Origin of the sequence: Sphaerothrix gracilis Ecp01 (assembly GCF_030405905.1) — a bacterium.
GTDB lineage: Bacteria > Cyanobacteriota > Cyanobacteriia > Phormidesmidales > Phormidesmidaceae > Sphaerothrix > Sphaerothrix gracilis.
In genome coordinates, this window is record NZ_JASATW010000002.1 from 312,094 (window position 1) to 329,649 (window position 17,556).

The 17,556-nt window shown below is 52.3% G+C and carries 19 protein-coding genes; 6 read left to right on the forward strand and 13 right to left on the reverse strand.

Going from position 1 to position 17,556, the window contains the following annotated elements; translation table 11 throughout:
- From QJQ48_RS03260 to QJQ48_RS03275, 4 genes are all read right to left on the reverse strand, one after another.
- A partial coding sequence (locus tag QJQ48_RS03260) for a mechanosensitive ion channel family protein (protein WP_346289751.1) occupies positions 1-891 on the reverse strand: 891 nt, incomplete at its 3' end.
- 21 nt (positions 892-912) lie between these two features.
- Positions 913-2,100, reverse strand: a complete 1,188-nt coding sequence (locus tag QJQ48_RS03265; RefSeq protein WP_346289752.1) for a hypothetical protein — start codon at positions 2,098-2,100, stop codon at positions 913-915.
- Between the two features lie 15 nt (positions 2,101-2,115).
- Positions 2,116-3,477: a mechanosensitive ion channel family protein gene (locus QJQ48_RS03270; RefSeq protein ID WP_428843017.1), complete on the reverse strand. Its 1,362-nt coding sequence runs from the start codon at positions 3,475-3,477 to the stop codon at positions 2,116-2,118.
- 126 nt (positions 3,478-3,603) lie between these two features.
- Positions 3,604-3,786: a CsbD family protein gene (locus QJQ48_RS03275; RefSeq protein WP_346289753.1), complete on the reverse strand. Its 183-nt coding sequence runs from the start codon at positions 3,784-3,786 to the stop codon at positions 3,604-3,606.
- A 549-nt stretch (positions 3,787-4,335) separates the two neighbouring features.
- On the opposite strand from QJQ48_RS03275, the gene QJQ48_RS03280 reads away from it, so the two are divergent.
- Complete coding sequence (locus QJQ48_RS03280; RefSeq protein ID WP_346289754.1) at positions 4,336-5,046, forward strand: PPC domain-containing protein; 711 nt, start codon at positions 4,336-4,338, stop codon at positions 5,044-5,046.
- A 95-nt stretch (positions 5,047-5,141) separates the two neighbouring features.
- Here the strand turns inward: QJQ48_RS03280 and QJQ48_RS03285 are convergent, their stop codons facing one another.
- From QJQ48_RS03285 to QJQ48_RS03305, 5 genes are all read right to left on the reverse strand, one after another.
- A complete protein-coding gene (locus QJQ48_RS03285) occupies positions 5,142-5,495 on the reverse strand; it encodes a hypothetical protein (RefSeq protein WP_346289755.1) in 354 nt (117 codons plus the stop codon).
- 254 nt (positions 5,496-5,749) lie between these two features.
- Complete coding sequence (locus tag QJQ48_RS03290; RefSeq protein ID WP_346289756.1) at positions 5,750-5,965, reverse strand: hypothetical protein; 216 nt, start codon at positions 5,963-5,965, stop codon at positions 5,750-5,752.
- A gap of 87 nt (positions 5,966-6,052) precedes the next feature.
- Positions 6,053-6,715 carry a class I SAM-dependent methyltransferase gene (locus tag QJQ48_RS03295; RefSeq protein ID WP_346289757.1) on the reverse strand — a complete coding sequence of 221 codons (663 nt, stop codon included), beginning with the start codon at positions 6,713-6,715 and terminating at the stop codon, positions 6,053-6,055.
- A 102-nt stretch (positions 6,716-6,817) separates the two neighbouring features.
- On the reverse strand, positions 6,818-7,177 hold the full coding sequence (locus tag QJQ48_RS03300) for a DUF7980 family protein (RefSeq protein WP_346289758.1): 360 nt from the start codon (positions 7,175-7,177) through the stop codon (positions 6,818-6,820).
- The gene (locus tag QJQ48_RS03305; protein WP_346289759.1) at positions 7,177-7,734 is read right to left on the reverse strand and encodes an SRPBCC family protein; all 558 of its coding nucleotides are present in this window, start codon (positions 7,732-7,734) and stop codon (positions 7,177-7,179) included. Before QJQ48_RS03305 ends, QJQ48_RS03300 begins: the two co-directional genes overlap by 1 nt.
- Positions 7,735-7,958: 224 nt before the next feature.
- On the opposite strand from QJQ48_RS03305, the gene QJQ48_RS03310 reads away from it, so the two are divergent.
- Together QJQ48_RS03310 and QJQ48_RS03315 are read left to right on the forward strand one after the other, a co-directional pair.
- Positions 7,959-8,150, forward strand: a complete 192-nt coding sequence (locus tag QJQ48_RS03310; protein WP_346289760.1) for a hypothetical protein — start codon at positions 7,959-7,961, stop codon at positions 8,148-8,150.
- 102 nt (positions 8,151-8,252) lie between these two features.
- A complete protein-coding gene (locus QJQ48_RS03315) occupies positions 8,253-8,432 on the forward strand; it encodes a hypothetical protein (protein WP_346289761.1) in 180 nt (59 codons plus the stop codon).
- Positions 8,433-8,439: 7 nt separating this feature from the next.
- Here the strand turns inward: QJQ48_RS03315 and QJQ48_RS03320 are convergent, their stop codons facing one another.
- Positions 8,440-9,474, reverse strand: coding sequence for a YihY/virulence factor BrkB family protein (locus QJQ48_RS03320; RefSeq protein ID WP_346289762.1), 1,035 nt, complete (start codon positions 9,472-9,474; stop codon positions 8,440-8,442).
- Between the two features lie 447 nt (positions 9,475-9,921).
- On the opposite strand from QJQ48_RS03320, the gene QJQ48_RS03325 reads away from it, so the two are divergent.
- A complete protein-coding gene (locus QJQ48_RS03325; protein ID WP_346289763.1) occupies positions 9,922-10,224 on the forward strand; it encodes a DUF6679 family protein in 303 nt (100 codons plus the stop codon).
- Positions 10,225-10,316: 92 nt separating this feature from the next.
- Here QJQ48_RS03325 and QJQ48_RS03330 read toward each other — a convergent pair whose 3' ends face one another.
- The 3 genes from QJQ48_RS03330 to QJQ48_RS03340 all read right to left on the reverse strand — a co-directional run bounded on the left by QJQ48_RS03330 (position 10,317) and on the right by QJQ48_RS03340 (position 14,136).
- Entirely contained in the window at positions 10,317-10,511 is a 195-nt protein-coding gene (locus QJQ48_RS03330; protein WP_346289764.1) for a hypothetical protein, read from the reverse strand.
- 145 nt (positions 10,512-10,656) lie between these two features.
- Positions 10,657-11,481, reverse strand: coding sequence for a precorrin-4 C(11)-methyltransferase (cobM, locus tag QJQ48_RS03335; protein WP_346289765.1), 825 nt, complete (start codon positions 11,479-11,481; stop codon positions 10,657-10,659).
- A 300-nt stretch (positions 11,482-11,781) separates the two neighbouring features.
- On the reverse strand, positions 11,782-14,136 hold the full coding sequence (locus QJQ48_RS03340) for a PAS domain S-box protein (RefSeq protein ID WP_346289766.1): 2,355 nt from the start codon (positions 14,134-14,136) through the stop codon (positions 11,782-11,784).
- Between the two features lie 232 nt (positions 14,137-14,368).
- On the opposite strand from QJQ48_RS03340, the gene QJQ48_RS03345 reads away from it, so the two are divergent.
- Positions 14,369-16,564 (forward strand): caspase family protein, encoded by a 2,196-nt coding sequence (locus QJQ48_RS03345; RefSeq protein WP_346289767.1) that lies wholly within the window; start codon positions 14,369-14,371, stop codon positions 16,562-16,564.
- The gene (locus QJQ48_RS03350) at positions 16,561-17,454 is read left to right on the forward strand and encodes an SH3 domain-containing protein (RefSeq protein ID WP_346289768.1); all 894 of its coding nucleotides are present in this window, start codon (positions 16,561-16,563) and stop codon (positions 17,452-17,454) included. The genes QJQ48_RS03345 and QJQ48_RS03350 overlap by 4 nt, the downstream gene beginning before the upstream one ends.
- Positions 17,455-17,556 lie beyond the last annotated feature (102 nt).

Sequence of the window (17,556 nt, forward strand, 5' to 3'; positions counted from 1 at the left end):
GATACCTATAAGCGCTACTCTGCCTGATGGCGTGACTGAATTGGTTTGCTCGATTCCGATAGAAGTCTGTCGTTTTATAGCGGATAGGCGGGGGAAAGTTGGACTGTTATGTATGTGTCTGAAGATAGCCTTAGCTCGTTTGGTTAAGTCAGTGCGGTAGTCCGTCTCATCGCGAATATCCATAGGATAGGCTTCCAAACTGAACTGAGTCGATTCTGGCTTTTCCTTCAGCTCTACTGAGATTGGAAATCGCAAATCTGTGTACTTGCTGGTCTGGGCAACGCGGCGCAGAATATGCATGACTTGGTCAACATCAACCTGGTGACTCAGGTAGAACTCAATGACGACCAGCGCCTCTAGCTGGCCACGATTAGCATTGATCACAGGTTGCGTCCAAACCTGATTGTGAGGAATGGTGACCTCCCGATCTTCTAGCGTTCGCAGTCGAATGCCGCGCAGGCCGTAACGTGTTACCTCGCCATACTGCTCTCCAATTTGAATGCGATCGCCTACCTGATAAGGCTGCTCAAACAGAGAAACCAAGCCAGCGCTGACGGAGCTAGCGTAGTCTCTAAAGGCAAAGCCCAAGCCCAGCAGAAAGAAGGCAGTCAGGGCTAGCAAATTACTAGGAGAAAGCTGCAAGAAACGGCTCAGGAACAGAACAAGCGCCACCAAAAGTACCAGGGCGCGGCAAAAGGGAAGCGACTGCTTGATGCTGAGACGAAACTGTAGGGGTACCTGCTCTGATAGCCAGCTAATAGCTTTGTCAAGCAGGATGAAAATGAGATAGGTAAGTCCTAAGATTGAGACTGCTTGGACTACCCGATCAAGCGTAATTTTTTGAATAAGGGCTGTGATTTTATCAGCGGATTCAAACAGAGTTTCAAACATACGCTTTTCTCATCAAAACAGCTAATCAACAATGAAGTTATTGCGCCTAAGATTAGCCCGTAGGGATAGATAATAAGCTGGATTGAGCTGATAGCTAGCATGAGCAACGGCAATTAAATCTTGACGCTGCAAGGGCAAAGACTGGTTCATGGTTTGATCAATACTGTTGCCTAAAGACAAGGCTAGGTGGGCAATACTCAAGGTGCGATGCAAGGTCAGTGAAAACAGCAGATAGCGATCGCTGGCCGTCAAATCAGGTAGCTGGGTAAAGGCTAGCTTTTTGAGAATGACAGAATTGCTTTCACTAACTGGCTCTGATGTGGACTCGGCTTCCTGATAGCCGAGCGATCGCAGCCACAGAGCGGCTGCTACTTGGCTAATGCCGCCAGCTGCCGCCGCCAGAGTTTCAAAATACTGCTGCTCGGTTGGGGAGGCCCACTGCTCTGAGACTTCATCGCCAGCGGCGGCGGGCTTCTCTGAGGCAGCTTGTTCTGCCGTCTTGAAGGTGTGGTCTACACTGGCCTCTAAGGGAGAAAGCCACTGCTTGAGCGCTAAGCCGTCCAGCTTAGGGACCCTAAATATCTGCTTAAAGTAGGCTTGAATATGGCAGACACTGTCAAGGTAGCGCCAAGCCCACTGGTTGCAGCTCAATACCCAAAAATGGTTGCGATCGCTCGTGACGGCATCCCTGAGATAGTCAATCCCCGCCAGCCCGTCGGCACACCGCAGAAAACACTGGTCCAGGCTGGGTAAAACAATCACCTGTCCCGGTTCATCACCTGCTTGAACGGTTTCTACCGCCTGGGTCAGCTTCTCCACCATCACCGTGTAGTCCGGCGGACGCTCAGCCCAGTCTGACAGCAGCGCCACCGCTGCCCAGTCACCCTGCTCTAGTATCCAACGGCGATATTTTTCTAACGGCTCGGTTGGCTCGGTGATGATAACGAGATGGTTGGGGACTTGTGGGTCTGAGCGCCACTGTTGAAGGGCCTCATCCACCTGCGATCGCAGAGTGTCTTGATATGTTTGTGGCAGGGATAAATCTGCAATCGCGAGGGAAAATTTCTGAGCGATCGCAGCGGGCAAAGGAACCGTCGCTAAAATAGAACCCGTCGTTTCTGAGTCAGTCACCTCCAGGCCGTCAGTCGATGAGGCCGAAGTCAGCCAGCGCCGTATTGGCTGCCATGAACGGCTTATGGCACTAAACATAGCCTCTCTCATGGGCTAGTCCTGCTGTAACTTGGCTTGCTGCTGATGCATTTGCGCTTCCAGTCCAGGCGGAGCGTTGCGAAACAGCAGGGTGTAAATCTCGGTGGGCATCTCTACATCAGCCTGCTGCAGGGCTTCCTTGATGGCCTGAGCCACGTCAGAAGTGGTGCCTAAAAACTCGCCTCGGCGCGAATCGACCCAGAAAAGCACCTCCAGGTTAACGGTGCTAGCTGCCAGTTCCTGCACTAAAACTTCAACCGGAAACTCAGGGGTAACGCCTTTAATCTGGCGAGCAGCGGTGGTCATAATTTGCTTGGCGCGGGCCACATCAGCGTCGTAGTCAATGCCGACAACGACAGAGCTACGGCGCTGGGTCGAAGCCGTATTGTTAGTGATACTGGCCTGAAAGACTTCCTGATTGGGAATATAAACCATGCGCCCATCGTAGGTTTTGAGGGTAGTGGCTCGTAGCTGGATCTGCGTGATGGTGCCTTCGTAATCGGCAATCATTACCTGATCTCCTAGCCGGAAGGGGCGAGCGGCCAGCAGAATCACGCCGGAGATATAGTTGCTCAACACGTCTTTCAGGCTAAAACCAATGGCCACACTGGTCAGCCCCAGCGCCCCCAACAGCGCCCCAAAGTTTAGTCCCATGACCCCCAGCGCAATGATCGAGCCAACGACCCAAACGCCGCCGTAGCCCAGGCGGCCTACCAGGACTTCTGTACTGCGATCGCCTTCTGTCTGCTGCGCCCAGCGAAAGGCGCCGTAGCGAACTCCGCCAGCGACAGCCCAGGTAATTAAAACGATAATGAAAGCCCCGATAAAAGCAGGCAGGCGATCGATAGTATCACGCCCTAGATCCCGCAAAGTGGTGTTAATCCGCTGAGCCACATCAATGGCCAGGGGTGGCTTATTGAGTGCCTGCGTTAGCTGCTCAGCCCAGCGCTGAGCCAAAGCCTCCAGCGGCAGCCCGAAATCGTCAGCATCCTGCTGGGTAATCGTCATCAAGATTCGATTGTTGAGTCTTAAGGTTGCTAACGTCCCCTCTGCATTCAGCTCGGCTTCTACCTGACCAGGGTTTTCGGCATTTTGCACAATACTGGCAATGCGCCGATTAATAATCTGAGCGCGCTGCCTAGCACCAATATCGGCCAGCCCGCCCAGCTGAAAAATCGGACGGCCCCGAACCACAACGTCAGCGAAATACAGTCCATCATCTTGTTGAGAGCCTGTATCTTCTGCCGGTGCAGCCAGCTCGCTGGCTTCAGGTTCTGACTGAGCCTGCAGGGGAATAGGAATTGATATCCAAAAGCTGCTAACTACAATTAAAAATAACCATCGACAATACTGTCGCAAAGCCGAGGACTGAGTCACTATCTTTAAATACGAATAAATTCAATCTAATTCAGCGTAAATCTATTTGTTTATTTACACAAGAAAGGGAGGTAACAACAGTCACCTCCCTCTCGTCAAAAAGCGATTAAGCTAACTAACTGTAAATTAGTCAATTGCTTTTTTAACGTTATCCTTAACGTCTTCCTTAGCGTGCTGGGCTTGGGCCTCAACCTGCTTAGATTTGCCTTCGGCCTTATCTTTAGGATCGCCGGTTACTTCTCCAGCAGCTTCCTGAACCTTACCTTCGACGTTCTTAGCAGTGGCTTTCATTCTATCTTCGGCAGACATAAATATTCTCCTTTTTAGTTGCAAAAATTAGCTTATTTATAACTAACTTTTTTTAGTATAGAGATTGACAGGCTGAAGCTCATCTATCTGACGAAGTATCTTGTTAGCATTGCGGTTATGGAAAACCGCTAAATCCTAAAAATAGAGTAAATGAAGCTTCTAAGTTGCGCTCTTGCCTGCGGAACAGAAACAGACTACTGATACGTCTAAAGATAGGTAGGCGCAGTTAGACGTGAGCAATGTAGGTTGCGGTTGAGGCGCGAGCCCAACACTCTATCAATAATTAGGTTCGCCTACTTAAATAGCCAGTAAGGAAACCTAATGACTGATAAGATGCCCGTGATCCTGTAGGACTATAGCCTTTGGTGTGACTGCGCTAAGGCTTCGCTCTAATTTCGCTCCGATGAAATTTAGAAATATTCATGCCGGGGTTAAAGTCATGTCGTCGAGGGGTGCGCTAACCTTGGTTGCATGTGATAGGTTCGCAGACTGTAATATGCAGTCGCTGTGCAAGTAGGATACCTTTCGATGAAAAGAATTTTAGGTCTCATGTCCGCTCTGCTAGGGGTGATCGCTGTGAGTGAGTTAGGACTACTCACTTCCACGGCGCGCGCGCAAGAGATTTTACAGCAGCAGGGACAGCTCAATCCCGTTGAAGATGAATACACGTTTGCGGGGGAAGCAGGACAGGCAGTCACCATCGAGCTTTCTAGCAGTGAGTTTGATCCGGTTCTATCGCTGCTATCCCCTGAAGGGGAGGAAATTGCGGTTAACGACGATTATGGCGGCACGCTCAACTCAACAATTGTCATTACGCTGCCAGCTGACGGAACTTATAAGGTTCTAGCGCGTTCCTATTCCTGGCAGGGGGGGAGCTATACCATTACCGTTAAGCCAGCCTCTAATTTTGAAATTACTTTTACCGAAGCCTTAGAGGCGGTGCAGCAGAGAGACTTTGCCACAGCAATCGCCAAGTACACTGAAGCCATCGAGTTTGAGACTGTTCATCCTGAAGCCTATGTCGGTCGAGCAGATGCTTATTTAGGCGCTGCTTATGAGGAGTTGGGAGATACCCTCACCGGCCCGGAAGCCCTGAGCACTGAAACGCGAACCGCGATCGCGGCTGACTATGAAGCGGCAGCCGAGCTATATGAGGCTCAAGGTGATCCTGAGCTAGCGGGATCTTTGCGGGAGCAGGCTAGCTACATTCGTACGGGCGAAGAGCCAGAGCTACCGGAGGCGACTGAAGAGAATTCTTAAAAACTTACTCTGTAAACACTTGATTCGGTAAAAAATTAGCGTAGCTGACAACCAAGCTACGCTAAGAGGCAGGTGATTACAGACAAGTGCTGTCCTTACCGCCAGTTGCGCTCACCGTCTTCATCAGTGCGCGCCTGCCGGATGACATCAGATATCTCTTCAGCGTCTTTGACGTGGTGTAGTGCTTCTTTCTCGCCATCACCTTCTTCAACCACGAAGTAGGTCGGCACCGTCACGTGATCGCCGGTGATGTCTGGAGCATCCACAGCAACCTGCTTGGCTTTTTCTTCAAGCGACTTAGGACCATCAACGCGATCGCCCGGATTGACTGTCAAATCTTCGTTTTCAATCGCTTCTTTGTGAGCTTGCTTCTGCTCTGGAGAAACCTGCTCTGGAGAAGTTGGCTGCTGAATATGATTTTTTTCTTCAGGGGCGTTATGAGTAGCCATAATAATTTAATTAATCCGCTTACTTCGTTGATTTATCTAGGGTTCATAGTAAGACAGTCAGCTAAATCACTACATCGCTCAAAGGAGGTAAGTTGCAGCTGATGCCAGTGCGAACCTTACTAACAAACCTAATCAAGCCTAAAAGTTCTGTCGTTGGTTAGAGGTTGCTGATATTTTCTTCGCTGCAACAGGTTAATAGGCAATCGCTCTACAGCCGCGATCGCCCAAACCACCTAGCTATTCAGTGCAGCTTGCTAAACCTGCTCCCGATAGAGCGACTGCAACAAATTCTCTAGCTGATCTTCGGAACAACAGTCAACCAGCATCTCAAATACGTCAATCAGCTTAGCTGCCCGTTCTCCCATCAGCGGATTGAGATCCCAAACATCTTGCATCCACTCCCGCGCCGCTGTTTCATCAAAAATCAGACGCTCTATCAGTTGCTTCGCTTCAGGTTTAGAAAGCGGCATCGGCTCACAATAACGCTACAAAACTCTATCCACAATACACCAGACCATTCTCTCCTTCCCGTCTATCACTCATCTCCGACTGCTGCCTCACTGCCGCCGCATCGCCAGCGTCAGCCCATCCCCCAGCGGCAGCAAACTTAAGGCCACTCGCTCATCCTGATGCAGCTTTTGATTTAGAGCGTGAATTTTTTTAGTGCGATTGTCCTGGTTTGGCTCCGCTACCCGGCCCGACCATAAAACATTGTCGATCGCAATCAAACCGCCCGGACGCAAAAGCTGCAGCGATCGCTCGTAGTAATTGTCGTAGTTACCCTTATCGGCATCGATGAAGGCAAAATCAAACGTACCAGCCGCGCCAGACTCTAGAAGCTGATCGAGGCTGTCGAGTGCAGGTGCTAGGCGCAAATCAATCTTGTCGGCCACTCCGGCCTGCTGCCAGTAGCGGCGAGCGATCGCCGTATACTCCTCGCTGACATCGCAGGCCACCACCTTACCGTCTGCAGGCAAAGCCAAAGCCACTGCCAACGTGCTGTAGCCTGTAAATACGCCAATTTCCAGCGTTTTTTTCGCCCCCATGAGCTGCACTAGCAGCGCCATAAACTGCCCCTGCTCTGGCGAGATCTGCATTTGGGCCATTGGCTGCTGCTGAGTTTCCTGACGAAGTTGCGTCATTAGCGCCGGTTCGCGCAGAGAATTATCGAGCAGATACTGGTAGAGGGAATCTGTCAGATTGAGGGTACGGCTAGACATAAGCTGGCAATCATCCTGATCTAAGCGACCGAGCAATAGGGCTACCTATCGTACCAGCCTAGCGCCAATAACTGCTGGCTGTACCCGCGCTGAGCGATCGCGCTAATTGAGCGCCAAAAAGTCGGGTAGCTGCATCACATGAAAGTAGAACAGACCAACAATGACGGCGCTGTAGAGGGTGGAGGTGCCTAAGCTCAGCAGCAGATCCTGAGTGAAGTTGCGGCGGCGATCGCTAAAAAATAGATCGCCAGCCCCCCACTGCATCATCAAAAAGCCCAGCAGATTGGAGAGCCAATAGCCAGCGATTGTTCCTGGCAGCAGCCAGTCGGCATTGAACCAACTGACGCCGTAGCCAAATCCATAGGCAATGGGCAGGTTAAAAAAGAGATCGTTCCACCACGACAGAGGCGACAGCATATAGCCCAAACCGACGATAAAGCCGCCCCACAACTTTTTCCGCATCAGCCACACATAACTTGGCGCATCGTCTTCATATTGCCAGGTAAATCGTGCTGCATGGCCTGCTCAATCAAAAAGCCGGGAACTGGAATCAGCGCTGCCGCCTGTACCGCATAGGTCAGCAGCGTCCCCTGGCTAAAGGACTGTAGCGTCAAGTCGGCAGAAAAATCTGAGAAAGTCCCTTTTTCCAGCCGAAACTGGAGCTGCTGTGCCTGCTTTTCAAACACCTTGAGATAAATTTCAACTTCTGCCGTCAGCATTAGAAAATGCTTGCGCCCGCGCTGATAGAGTCTTCGCATTCCGGCTTTGCTGACGGACTCTAGGGTTTGACTCTGCACGATATCGGGAAAATATTCGACCCAGCGAGGATAGTCAGTGAGCTGACTCCAAACCCGCTCCGGTAAAAGGGGCAGATACATCTGAGCCACAACCGCACCGCCGCCAAAGCGATAGGGTTTGGTTTGCGTGAGGACCTCCCCAGCGATGAGAGCCTGTTCTGCCGTTTGCAGCGGTTGGCGACAGGGCAAGTTGGACGCAAAGATTCCAGAAGTACTGACCATATAGCAATTCCTCCTAACACCAGCTTGGGTCTTGTTCGCTTTAGCCACTTGAGTAATAGCGGCTTTACGATTCTTGACGAAAGCTCTTTGCCGTATTATCCCTAGTCTCGTAGGTAAAACCATCAGGCTAGGGTGATTTATCGTTAAATTTTTAATGAACTTTGAATAAATGCCAAAATAAAAGCGCTTTCATTTTTGAAAAACTGCATAATTTTTGACAACCTATGAATTCTTCCTCAAATTTGGCGATTAGAATTTTTTTAACGACGCTGGGTGTTGTTTTAGTCCTAGCGGCTATTATCTTGCTGCTGAAGGGATTCGGGGTTATCAGTCAAATTCCTGGTTATGTCATTTGGGCTTTGGTGCTGATTGCGGTAGGGATTGGTATTTTGGGGGGACTGCGCGGCGGAGACTGAGCCGCTATCGTTCCCGGTCAGTAAGTAAAGCAGAGGGGCCTGCGGCCAATCAAGTCAGAACTTAATATAGATTGCCCAGTTCAAGGGCCAATTCAAAATCCTATGATGTCTCGTTTTCAGTTTGATACTCAGCTCTTTTTAGGTGTCCTCGCTCTAACGGTAGTTGTCTGGCTGCTGCGCGGTTTAACCCTGCTAGCCTTTCTACCCGGCATAGTGCTGTGGATTTTAATCCTGCTGTGCTTTGGCAGTGGCATTTTTCTACTGCTGCGGCGTTTGCGCTAGTTCCCAGCTAGGACGATTTACTAGAAGCCGTCAGGCTTTTACCAGACTGGGACGGGAATAAAGGTTTTACCCCCATTGCCCGGCCCACTGAGACGTTGAGCTGATCGCCGATCAAGAGCACCAGCGAGCTGAGATAGAGCCACAGCATTAGCACGATGACGGCTCCTACCGCTCCATAGACTCTGTTGTAATTACCAAACTGAGAGACATAGAGGCGAAATCCAGATGATAAGCCAGCCCAAGCTAGCGCCGCTAAGACTGCCCCTGGAATCAGCGGTTTTCCTGCAATCCAGCGGCTAGGGCCAAAGCGATAAATGAAAGCGATGGTAGTTGAGAGAATGCCTAAAGCCGTCGGCAAGCTCAGCCAGCGCCAAATTCTTAAAATCCAATACTCTATGGTTTCGCCGCTCTGCAAGGCCAGTCTGAAAATAATAATTTCGCTAATCAAAAAGAGACTGGAGGCAATCACGATGAGCAAGATGGTACCTGCAGTGAGTCCCAGGGAAACCAGTTTAGCTTTCCAAAAGGGGCGGGTCTGGCGGTTGGGGATTTGATGAATCTGATCTAAGGCCCGCATAGCAGCGCTGATAGCGCCGGAAGAAGCCCAAAGCGCTACCAGAAAGCTAATTGAAAACAAACTGCGGTTCTGACTGTTGCTAATCTCGCTGGCAAAGTTTTGGATCAACGTTAGCGCTTCTTGAGGCGCAATTTCACTGAGCTGCCAGGCTAGCTGCTCGAAGGTTTTGCGCAGCGGCCCAATTAGGCCGATCGCGGTGAGAACGGCCAGAATAGAGGGAAATAGCCCCAACATTGAGTAGTAGGCCATTTCGGCTGCGAGTCCCGGTAGGCGCTGGTTGAAGGTGCAGCTAATGACCTCTCGAATGGTAGAGAAGTTGATATGACACAAAAATCGCCAAAAGGCTCGAATTGAAAGCGATCGCCTTAAACGACGCAGAGACATAGCCGGGAAGTACCCCAGGTAAAATTTGGCTTGAAAGGTGTTACGGATAGCGGCATTTAACAGGGCAGTTCGCTCTTGCATCAGTTCCTATCACCCACTGGCGAGGGATGGCGCTATGGAAAGCAGCTTCCATCACGCTAGTTGATTTAAATAGTAGAACTGATCTGAGAAATTACGGATTCTTCGGCCCCCTCTAATTAAGTTTTAGCGATTTATACGGGGCTGATAAACTCAAGCCGCAAGCTTTTTTGACTGGCACAGCAACAACTGTCCCGGCTGCTGCCTAGTTTTTAGCGGTCTGAATGTACGGAGAGCAAAAAGCACATTAGTACGCAGAGGCGATCGCCCATGAGGCTAAACAGCTTGCAACTGCCAGGTTGACAGTTAAAGCGGGCTGCTTGCAAAAAACAGCTAAAGAGCATCTATCTCAGGAGGGAATTCTGGGCACATTTACTGGAAAGTGCTAGGATTTTTCCAATCTGCTATGTACTAGCAGCCTATCAAGCCTGCCAGATAGTGATTGTACTTATGGAACAAAAGCTCAGAGATTTGGTAAATCAGCCTCACGTGTGGCTTTATCTAAAAAGCAGCAGCGGCTGGTTTAAAGATGTTCATATTTTGGATGTAAGTTCTGAGGTCGTCACCTTCCGCTATGAGCATGAGTCGGAGGAGGAAAAGCGGCTCTGGGAGAAGACAACTCGCCTAGAGAATGTGGCTGAGGTTGAGGTAAAGCTGCTAGCGATTCCTAAAGATGGAGAGCAAGTGGCCCAGCTCAAAGGACAGCTTTCAAACCTGTTGGAGCAAGACCATTATCGCCGCGATTTGAGCTAATAGTCCAAACAATAAAGCAGCTCTCTAGAAAACTAGAGAGCTGTCAATGTTGAGTCTAGATTTTTCAACAGTCTGAAGGCTGAGAATCTAGGTTATTCCACCTCTTCGCCTTCCATCTCGCCTTCTTCCATCTCGCCCTCTTCCATCTCACCTTCCATGGCGCCCTCTTCCATAGGGGCTTCCTCAACGCCTTCTTCTACAGGTTCTTCAGTTGCTGTTTCACCACAGGCAACCGTTGTCACCATTAAACCTAGGAACAGCGGCAGCAATAGCAATAGTCTAGCCATGAGATTCTCCCACTTGCAAATGAATGACTTGAGACAGGGACAACAATTTGCACCTGACGCAGTATTGCAAGCAGCTCGAAATACAACATCTGTCTACCGCTAGAGACACATATTTGTTTTGCGGCGATTAAAAGCCTAAGTGGAGCTATCGAGGGGCCGCCCGGAACAGGTGAGTATGAGCTGGACTGTACAACTGCGATCGCTGCTGAGTGGCTTCCAGGGCAGGGCTAATGATGTAAAGCGTGGTGCGGATTAGGTCTTCGGCCTCAGTGGTAGCGGCCATCTGCTGCAGCGGAACGACTCGAATTTTCTCATCTTCCCAACCGACCCGAAAACAAATAGCCACAGGGGTTTCTGGCGCATAATGCTGCATCAGTTTGGCCTGAGCCGCCTCCACGTGGCGAGCGCTGAGATAGAGGCACAGACTGGCCTGATGGGCTGCCAGCGAAGCCAGTTCCTCAGCTTCAGGAACCTGAGTGCGACCGCTGATGCGGGTCAGAATGATTGACTGCACTAGGCCGGGAATTGTCAGTTCTAAATTGAGCTTGGCGGCGGCAGCCTGAAAAGCGCTAATACCTGGAACGACTTCAAAGGGAATATCGGCCTCGGCCAAAGCATAGATTTGCTCATTGATGGCGCTGTAGAGGCAAGGATCTCCAGAATGCAGCCGGACAACTGATTTATGGGCCTGAACCCGCTCAATCATTAGGGGCAAAATTGCCTCCAGGGTCATACTGGCAGTGCCGATGCGCTCAGCCTCTGGCCGGGTCAGTGCCAGCATTGGCTGCGGCACTAAGGAATTGGCGTAGAGAATGACATCTGCCTGCATCAGCAGTCGCTGAGCTTTAACCGTGAGCAGTTCAGGATCGCCGGGACCAGCCCCCACAATGTAGACTGCCGGATAGAGAGCAGGTGAGGTTTGCGGTGAGGCGGACTGGGCACTGCGGACAGAAGAGTTGGCTGTAGACATATCAAAAGAAAAACGGCGCGGACGGCTAGTTTTGTCAGCTCTAGGTAGAACCGAGTCGAAGCTTCGAGCTGAGTCGAGAAGACAAAATACTTTGTCAACCGCAGATCTCGAAGGCAGTCCTTTCATTAGAACTTAATACAACTTGCCTTAGATAAAAAAGCGATGAAGTCTTAAGCGTTTTCCGGATTTAGGGCCGCGATCGCCGCAAAAGGGACTGGTAGATGCACCCTGATTAGGCCCCCAGAGACAACTCTGCGGGGCCTTTTTTTGCTTTCACGAGTTGTCGTCGTTTCAGGTAGCTCAGTTCTGCCAGGTGTATTTAGCCAAAACCGATACTAGTTCGGCAGAGTTGATTGGCTTGCTGAGATATCCCTGCATCCCAGCTTCTAGGCAGCGATCGCGATCGCCCGCCATCACCAAAGCCGTCATGGCAACAATGGGAATACTGCGCCAATTTGGATTTTGGCGAATTTGGCGCGTAATTTCGATGCCGTCGGTCTTAGGCAGGTGAATGTCCATCAGGATCAGCATGGGCCGATGGGTTTGCAACCACTCCAGCGCTAAGTGACCGTTGAGGACATGGTGGGTTGTGTAGCCCCAGTATTTCAGCATGTGCTCTAGCAGCATCGCATTGACTGGGTGATCTTCCACCAGCAAGACTTCGCCAGTCTGTCGGGGTGTATCCGGCTGAGCAAATGAGGTGTGATTTAAACCGCGATCGCTGGTATCGGCCTGCTGGAGCTCAAATTGGGTTTCTGAAGGCCCTGAAACAGGAAGATAGACGGTAAAGCGGCTACCTTGATTGACGGCAGACACCACGCTGACATCGCCCCCATGCAGCTTGGCGAGCTTATAGGTCAGGGCCAAGCCCAGTCCGGTGCCCTCATGCTGACGAGACAAAGAGCTGTCTAGCTGCTGAAACGGCTGGAACAACAAGGACTGCTGCTCAGAGGGAATGCCAATTCCCTGATCCCAAACGGTCAGGTGAATTTTATGCTTAACCTGCTTGGCGACTAGGCCAACAGCTCCCCCCCGCCGAGAAAACTTGACGGCATTGGATAGCAGGTTGAGCAGCATTTGCCGAATCCGCAATTCATCCCCCTGAAGGCTGGGTAGATCAGGCTCAATGTCCAGTTCCAGAGCAATCTCTTTAGCGGTAGCCTGAGCGCTAATCATATTCAGCGCGTTTTGGCAGACCCCGGCAATGGAGACAGCCGCCACGTTGAGAACCATCTGACCGGCCTCAATCTTGGAGAGATCAAGGACTTCATTGATAAGGCTGAGTAAATGCTCGCCGCTCTGGTAGATTTGCTGCACGTAGAGGTGCTGGCGCTCATTCAGCGGCCCAAAAATCTGCTGTTCTAGCAGCGAAGAAAAGCCCAAAATTGAGGTCATGGGAGTTCGTAGCTCGTGGGACATATTGGCTAAGAACTCAGACTTCATGCGGCTGGCCCGTTCTAGCTCTAAGTTTTTAGACGCTAGCTCGGCCTTGATCTGCTCTAGCTGGGTAATATCTCGATAAATCAGCGAGACGGCGGTTGGCTGGTTATTTTCATTGCAAACGGGACCGACTGAAACTAAGGCAGTAAAGGTTTTGCCATTTTCGCGCTGACAAACCACTTGCCCGCTCCAACCGCCCTGCTGCGCCTGCTCAATTAGCCAGCCCGACTGGGCCGCGCTAGGATAAAACACCTCGGCGGACTGGTGCATTAACGCTGCAGGCGATCGCCCTAAAATGCGCTGGGTCGCTAAGTTAGCATAGAGAATTTTGCCGGTCAGGTCAGTAATGACAACGCTGTCGTTGGCGGCATCTAGCGCTTTGGAGAACATCTGTAGCTGTCGTTCAAAACGCTTGCGTTCAGTGATGTCGCGGCCAATTCCTAATCCGCCAATGAGCTGGCCATCCCGGTAGAGCAGGCGGCCATTTACCTCGACGCAGATGCGGCTGCCCCCTTTCTGCAAAAGCGTAAACTCATAGTCCCGTAGCTCCCCGGTTAGCAGCAAATTATTGAAAGCTTTGCTGGTGGACTGACGCGATTCGGGGGCAACGAATTCTAGATAGGGTTTGCCAATGATGTCTGCTTCTTCACCGCCAAAGAGCTTCGTGCCGTAGCTGTTGATAAAAGAAAAGCGCCCCTCTAAATCGAGGGTATAAACCACGTCGTTGGCCGTCTCCACGTAGGCCCGAAACAGGTCGTCAGTGATTTGGGCCGCAGCCTCCTCCGGCAAAGCGGGGGGGACTTCAGGGGGGGCTTCCTCAGCTTCAGTGAGGCGACCGATACAGATAGCACCTGTAATCTCCTGGTCCTGTCGCAGCAGACTGGCATTAATAGCGAGGGTGAGCGTTTGTTCTGAAGCCGTACTGAGCCATAAAGTCTGATTCTGCAGGGATCCCCGCGTCAGTAACCGCACCACCATCTGCTGCGCTCGCAGCTTAAACCGCCAAGGAATTAGCTCTAGCAGCGATCGCCCTAGCAGTTCTGCCGGTGTGCGTTCCAATTGCTGAGCGCCATAGGCATTGATATAGCGAATTTCCCCGTCGGTATTAATGGCAAAAACGATATCGTTAGCCGCATCTAAATAGGTAGATAAGCAGGTTGCTGAAAGTGGTTGGGGTTCAGTAGGAGTTGGCGGGGTCAATTCTTCGGCAGACATAGCTTAGAAGTAGCACGGATAAAGTGTAGGCAGACGCGATCGCGTTGTTGCAATCCACTAAGAACTTCAGGGGTAAGTCCGCCAAATCAGGCTATCTAGCAGACAATTTAACCAAGTGGGCGCGCAGGCATAAACAAGCGTAACAATCTCCGGAAAAGCGGCTGTTACCGGATGAAGAAAATAGGGGATCTATGTCTAGACCTAATCACGATAGATAAGGACGGCAAAAGCGGTGAGGCTGTTTCTGAAACGTCGCCAATTTTTACAGTTAGCCGGAACTACTCTGACCGTACTGGGAGCAGAAGCGCTGCGCCAGCGCTACGAACCAGCCCTGGGTCAGCCTAGTCCGCGCCGACTAGCGCTGCTGGTGGGCATCAACCGCTATCCGTCAAATCCGCTGTATGGCTGCGTCACAGATGTAGAACTTCAGCGATCGCTGCTGGTTCACCGCTTTGGCTTTGACCCAGCTGATATTAAAGTCGTCACTGATGAAGCCGCTACCCGCGAGGGCATTCTCAACGCTTTTGAAAGCCACCTGATTCAGCAGGCGCGTCCGGGGGACGTGGTGGTGTTTCACTATTCGGGGCACGGCGCTAAAGTCCTGGATCCGACCCCGCTACCTGACCAGCCGCTCAACAGTACTCTGGTGCCAATTGACAGCCCCGATCCGACCGGGGGGCGATCGCGGGGCGAAACCGTCCCCGACATTACGGGGCAGACTCTATTTCTGCTGATGCAGGCGATCGCCACTGAAAACGTCACCGTGGTTCTTGATAGCTGCTACTCTGGCGGCGGCAAGCGGGGCACGCTGCGGGTGCGATCGCTGCCCGACAGCCTGGAGGTGCCACGTCCGGCAGAAATTGAACTGGCCTACCAGCAGCACCTCATCTCCCGGCTGCAGCTCACGCCAGAAAACCTAGCCCAACAGCGTCAGGCGGGTGTTGCTAAGGGATTTGTCATCTCTTCTGCTGGCCCAGATCAGCTGGCAGTCGATGCTGAATTTGGCGATTTTTCGGCGGGCGCCTTTACCTACTTGATGACCCGCTATCTCTGGCAGCAGGTAGGCAATGAACCCGTGCAGCAGGCGATCGCCAATATTGGCCGCAGCACGCAGAGCTTGGCAATGGATTTCTCCCGGATTATTCAAGAGCCAGAGTTTGAGGCCAATGTCGCTCCCGATAAGCGCGGCGCGCCGCTCTACTTCATCCCCCATCAGACGCCCCCGGCCGAAGCGGTGATCACCCACATGCAGGGCAATCAGGTTGAGGTCTGGCTAGGGGGCATCGATCCGCGCAGCTTAGAAGCCTTTGGCGCAGAGACGCTGTTTACGGCGCTAGATCCGGCTGGTCAGACCTTAGGCCAGGTCAAAATTCTCTCCCGTGAGGGCCTGACCGGTCGGGGCGAACTGCTCAGTAGCCGTCAGGTGCGGGGAGCCGCTGCGGAAATCTTTTTGCAGGAGACGGTCAGAGCCATACCAGAGGGAATCAGCCTCAAAATTGGGGTCGAGGCGGAACTGCTGACGGCGGCGCGATCGCTGCTCTCGGCACTGCCCCGGCTAGAAGCGGTTGCCGCCACTGCGACCCACGACTACTATTTGGGACAAATGACGCCAGAGCTGGTGCCCTTACAAACCGGCTCTGACCTAGCTCCCGTAGGTTCAATTGGGCTATTTCTCCCCGGTCGCGATCGGATTCCCGGCTCATTTGGCCCGGTCAATGAAACCCTAGAAGCGGCGATCGCCCGCCTCGCCCCCAAATTCAAGCTGCTGCTGGCTACCCGCATTCTGAAGCTGCTGCTCAATCCTAATGCCTCCCGGCTCAACGTGGTCACAGCGCTCCGCCGCGTAGACGGCGGTGGGGAAGCGATCGCCTCTGAGGTCACGGTGCGCAGTCGGGGTGGGGCTGAGCCCGGTGAGCCGGGCGTTCTGCAGATTCCCGTTGGCACAGAAATTCAGTTTGAAGTGGAGAATTTTGAGGCCCGTGACCTGTTCATGAGCCTGCTAGTAATCACGCCAGAGGCCGACTTGCTGCTGATTTATCCCAATACCTGGTCGGCTCCGGCTGAGGCGGCGCGGGTGCAGGCCGGGCAGAGCCTGCGGATTCCCGAACCGGGGCGCGATCGCTTCAGCCTGGTGATTGAAGGCCCAGTTGGTATGGTAGAGGTATTGGCGATCGCCAGTGCTGCTCCGCTAAGCAATGCGCTCCAGGTTTTAAGTGCTTTAGGGACGCGCCGAGGGTTGCGCGATGGTGAACCCGCCACAAGTGATGCCGCGCTGCTCGACCTCGCCGATAATTTACTGCTGGATTTTCACACTAGCGCAGGTCTACGAGGCGGCGGCGTCACGGCGACTGAGGACGTTCGCCAGATTGATATGCGAGACTTGGCCGCTTTCTCTCTCATGTTTGAGGTTGTTGAAGAAGTTTTATGAAAAAGGCTCAACTTTGGATTACTGGCATTGTTGGAGCCGCCGCCGTTGCCGGAGGCGGCATTGCCGTGATGCAGTCCCAGCCAGATACACCGGATGTGATTGACTCGGTGACGGCGCCTGGCGAAGAGTCGGTACCTGCTGATGAAGCTCCTCTAGCAGAATCGCCTACCGCCCCTGATACCCCGACAACTCCCCAAAGACCTGACCCGAAACTGTCCGACTTTCCCCATAAGCGACTGGAGCTGACAGATGAGGTGAGCGAGGGCAGTGAGTTTGACCAGTTCCGCGATCGCCTGCAAAAAGCCATTCAAGACCGGGATACCGAGTTTGTCCGCTCGATTTTGCCAGCCGAGGGCCTCACCTATGGCTTTGGCGGGCCGCTACGGGTTGATGATATGGACTTGAATCAGGAAGACGGCTGGTTTTGGCAAGAGCTAGAGAAAATGATGGCCCTTGAGAGCTGCGAAACCAGCGAGTATCCACCCGTCGAAGCGGGTGGTACAGTTTGGGTCTGTCCTAATACGACTCAGGCATTCTATCGCCAGTATCCAGCCCCTGCCGATGCCGAAGGCATTGAGCACGAGTTTAGCAAGGTGATGGTAATGGGTCAGAATGTCAACGTTCGCGCCGCGCCTAACACCGACTCCCCGGTTGTGGGCATTTTGTCCAATGAGCTAGTTGAGTTTGACCAAGCCGCAGCGACCCGACAGTATGAAGCGAACCCTGACGCTCGTCCCGGCGCAATCAAAGGCTGGACGCCCGTTATTTTGCCCAACGACGTGCAAGGTTATGTCTATAACCGCTATGCCTATGCCCCTCTAGACCCCAGAGGACTATTTGAGAACGTCAACGGCCAGTGGCAGCTCATCCGCGTCCTAGCCGGAGATTGAGCAAGGCAAAGTCCAGCGGCCTAAAACCTGCCACAAACACGTAGGGCGGGCACTGCCCGCCTTATTTGCCATAGCCTAATTTTTGCCAGAGATTTCGCTCTG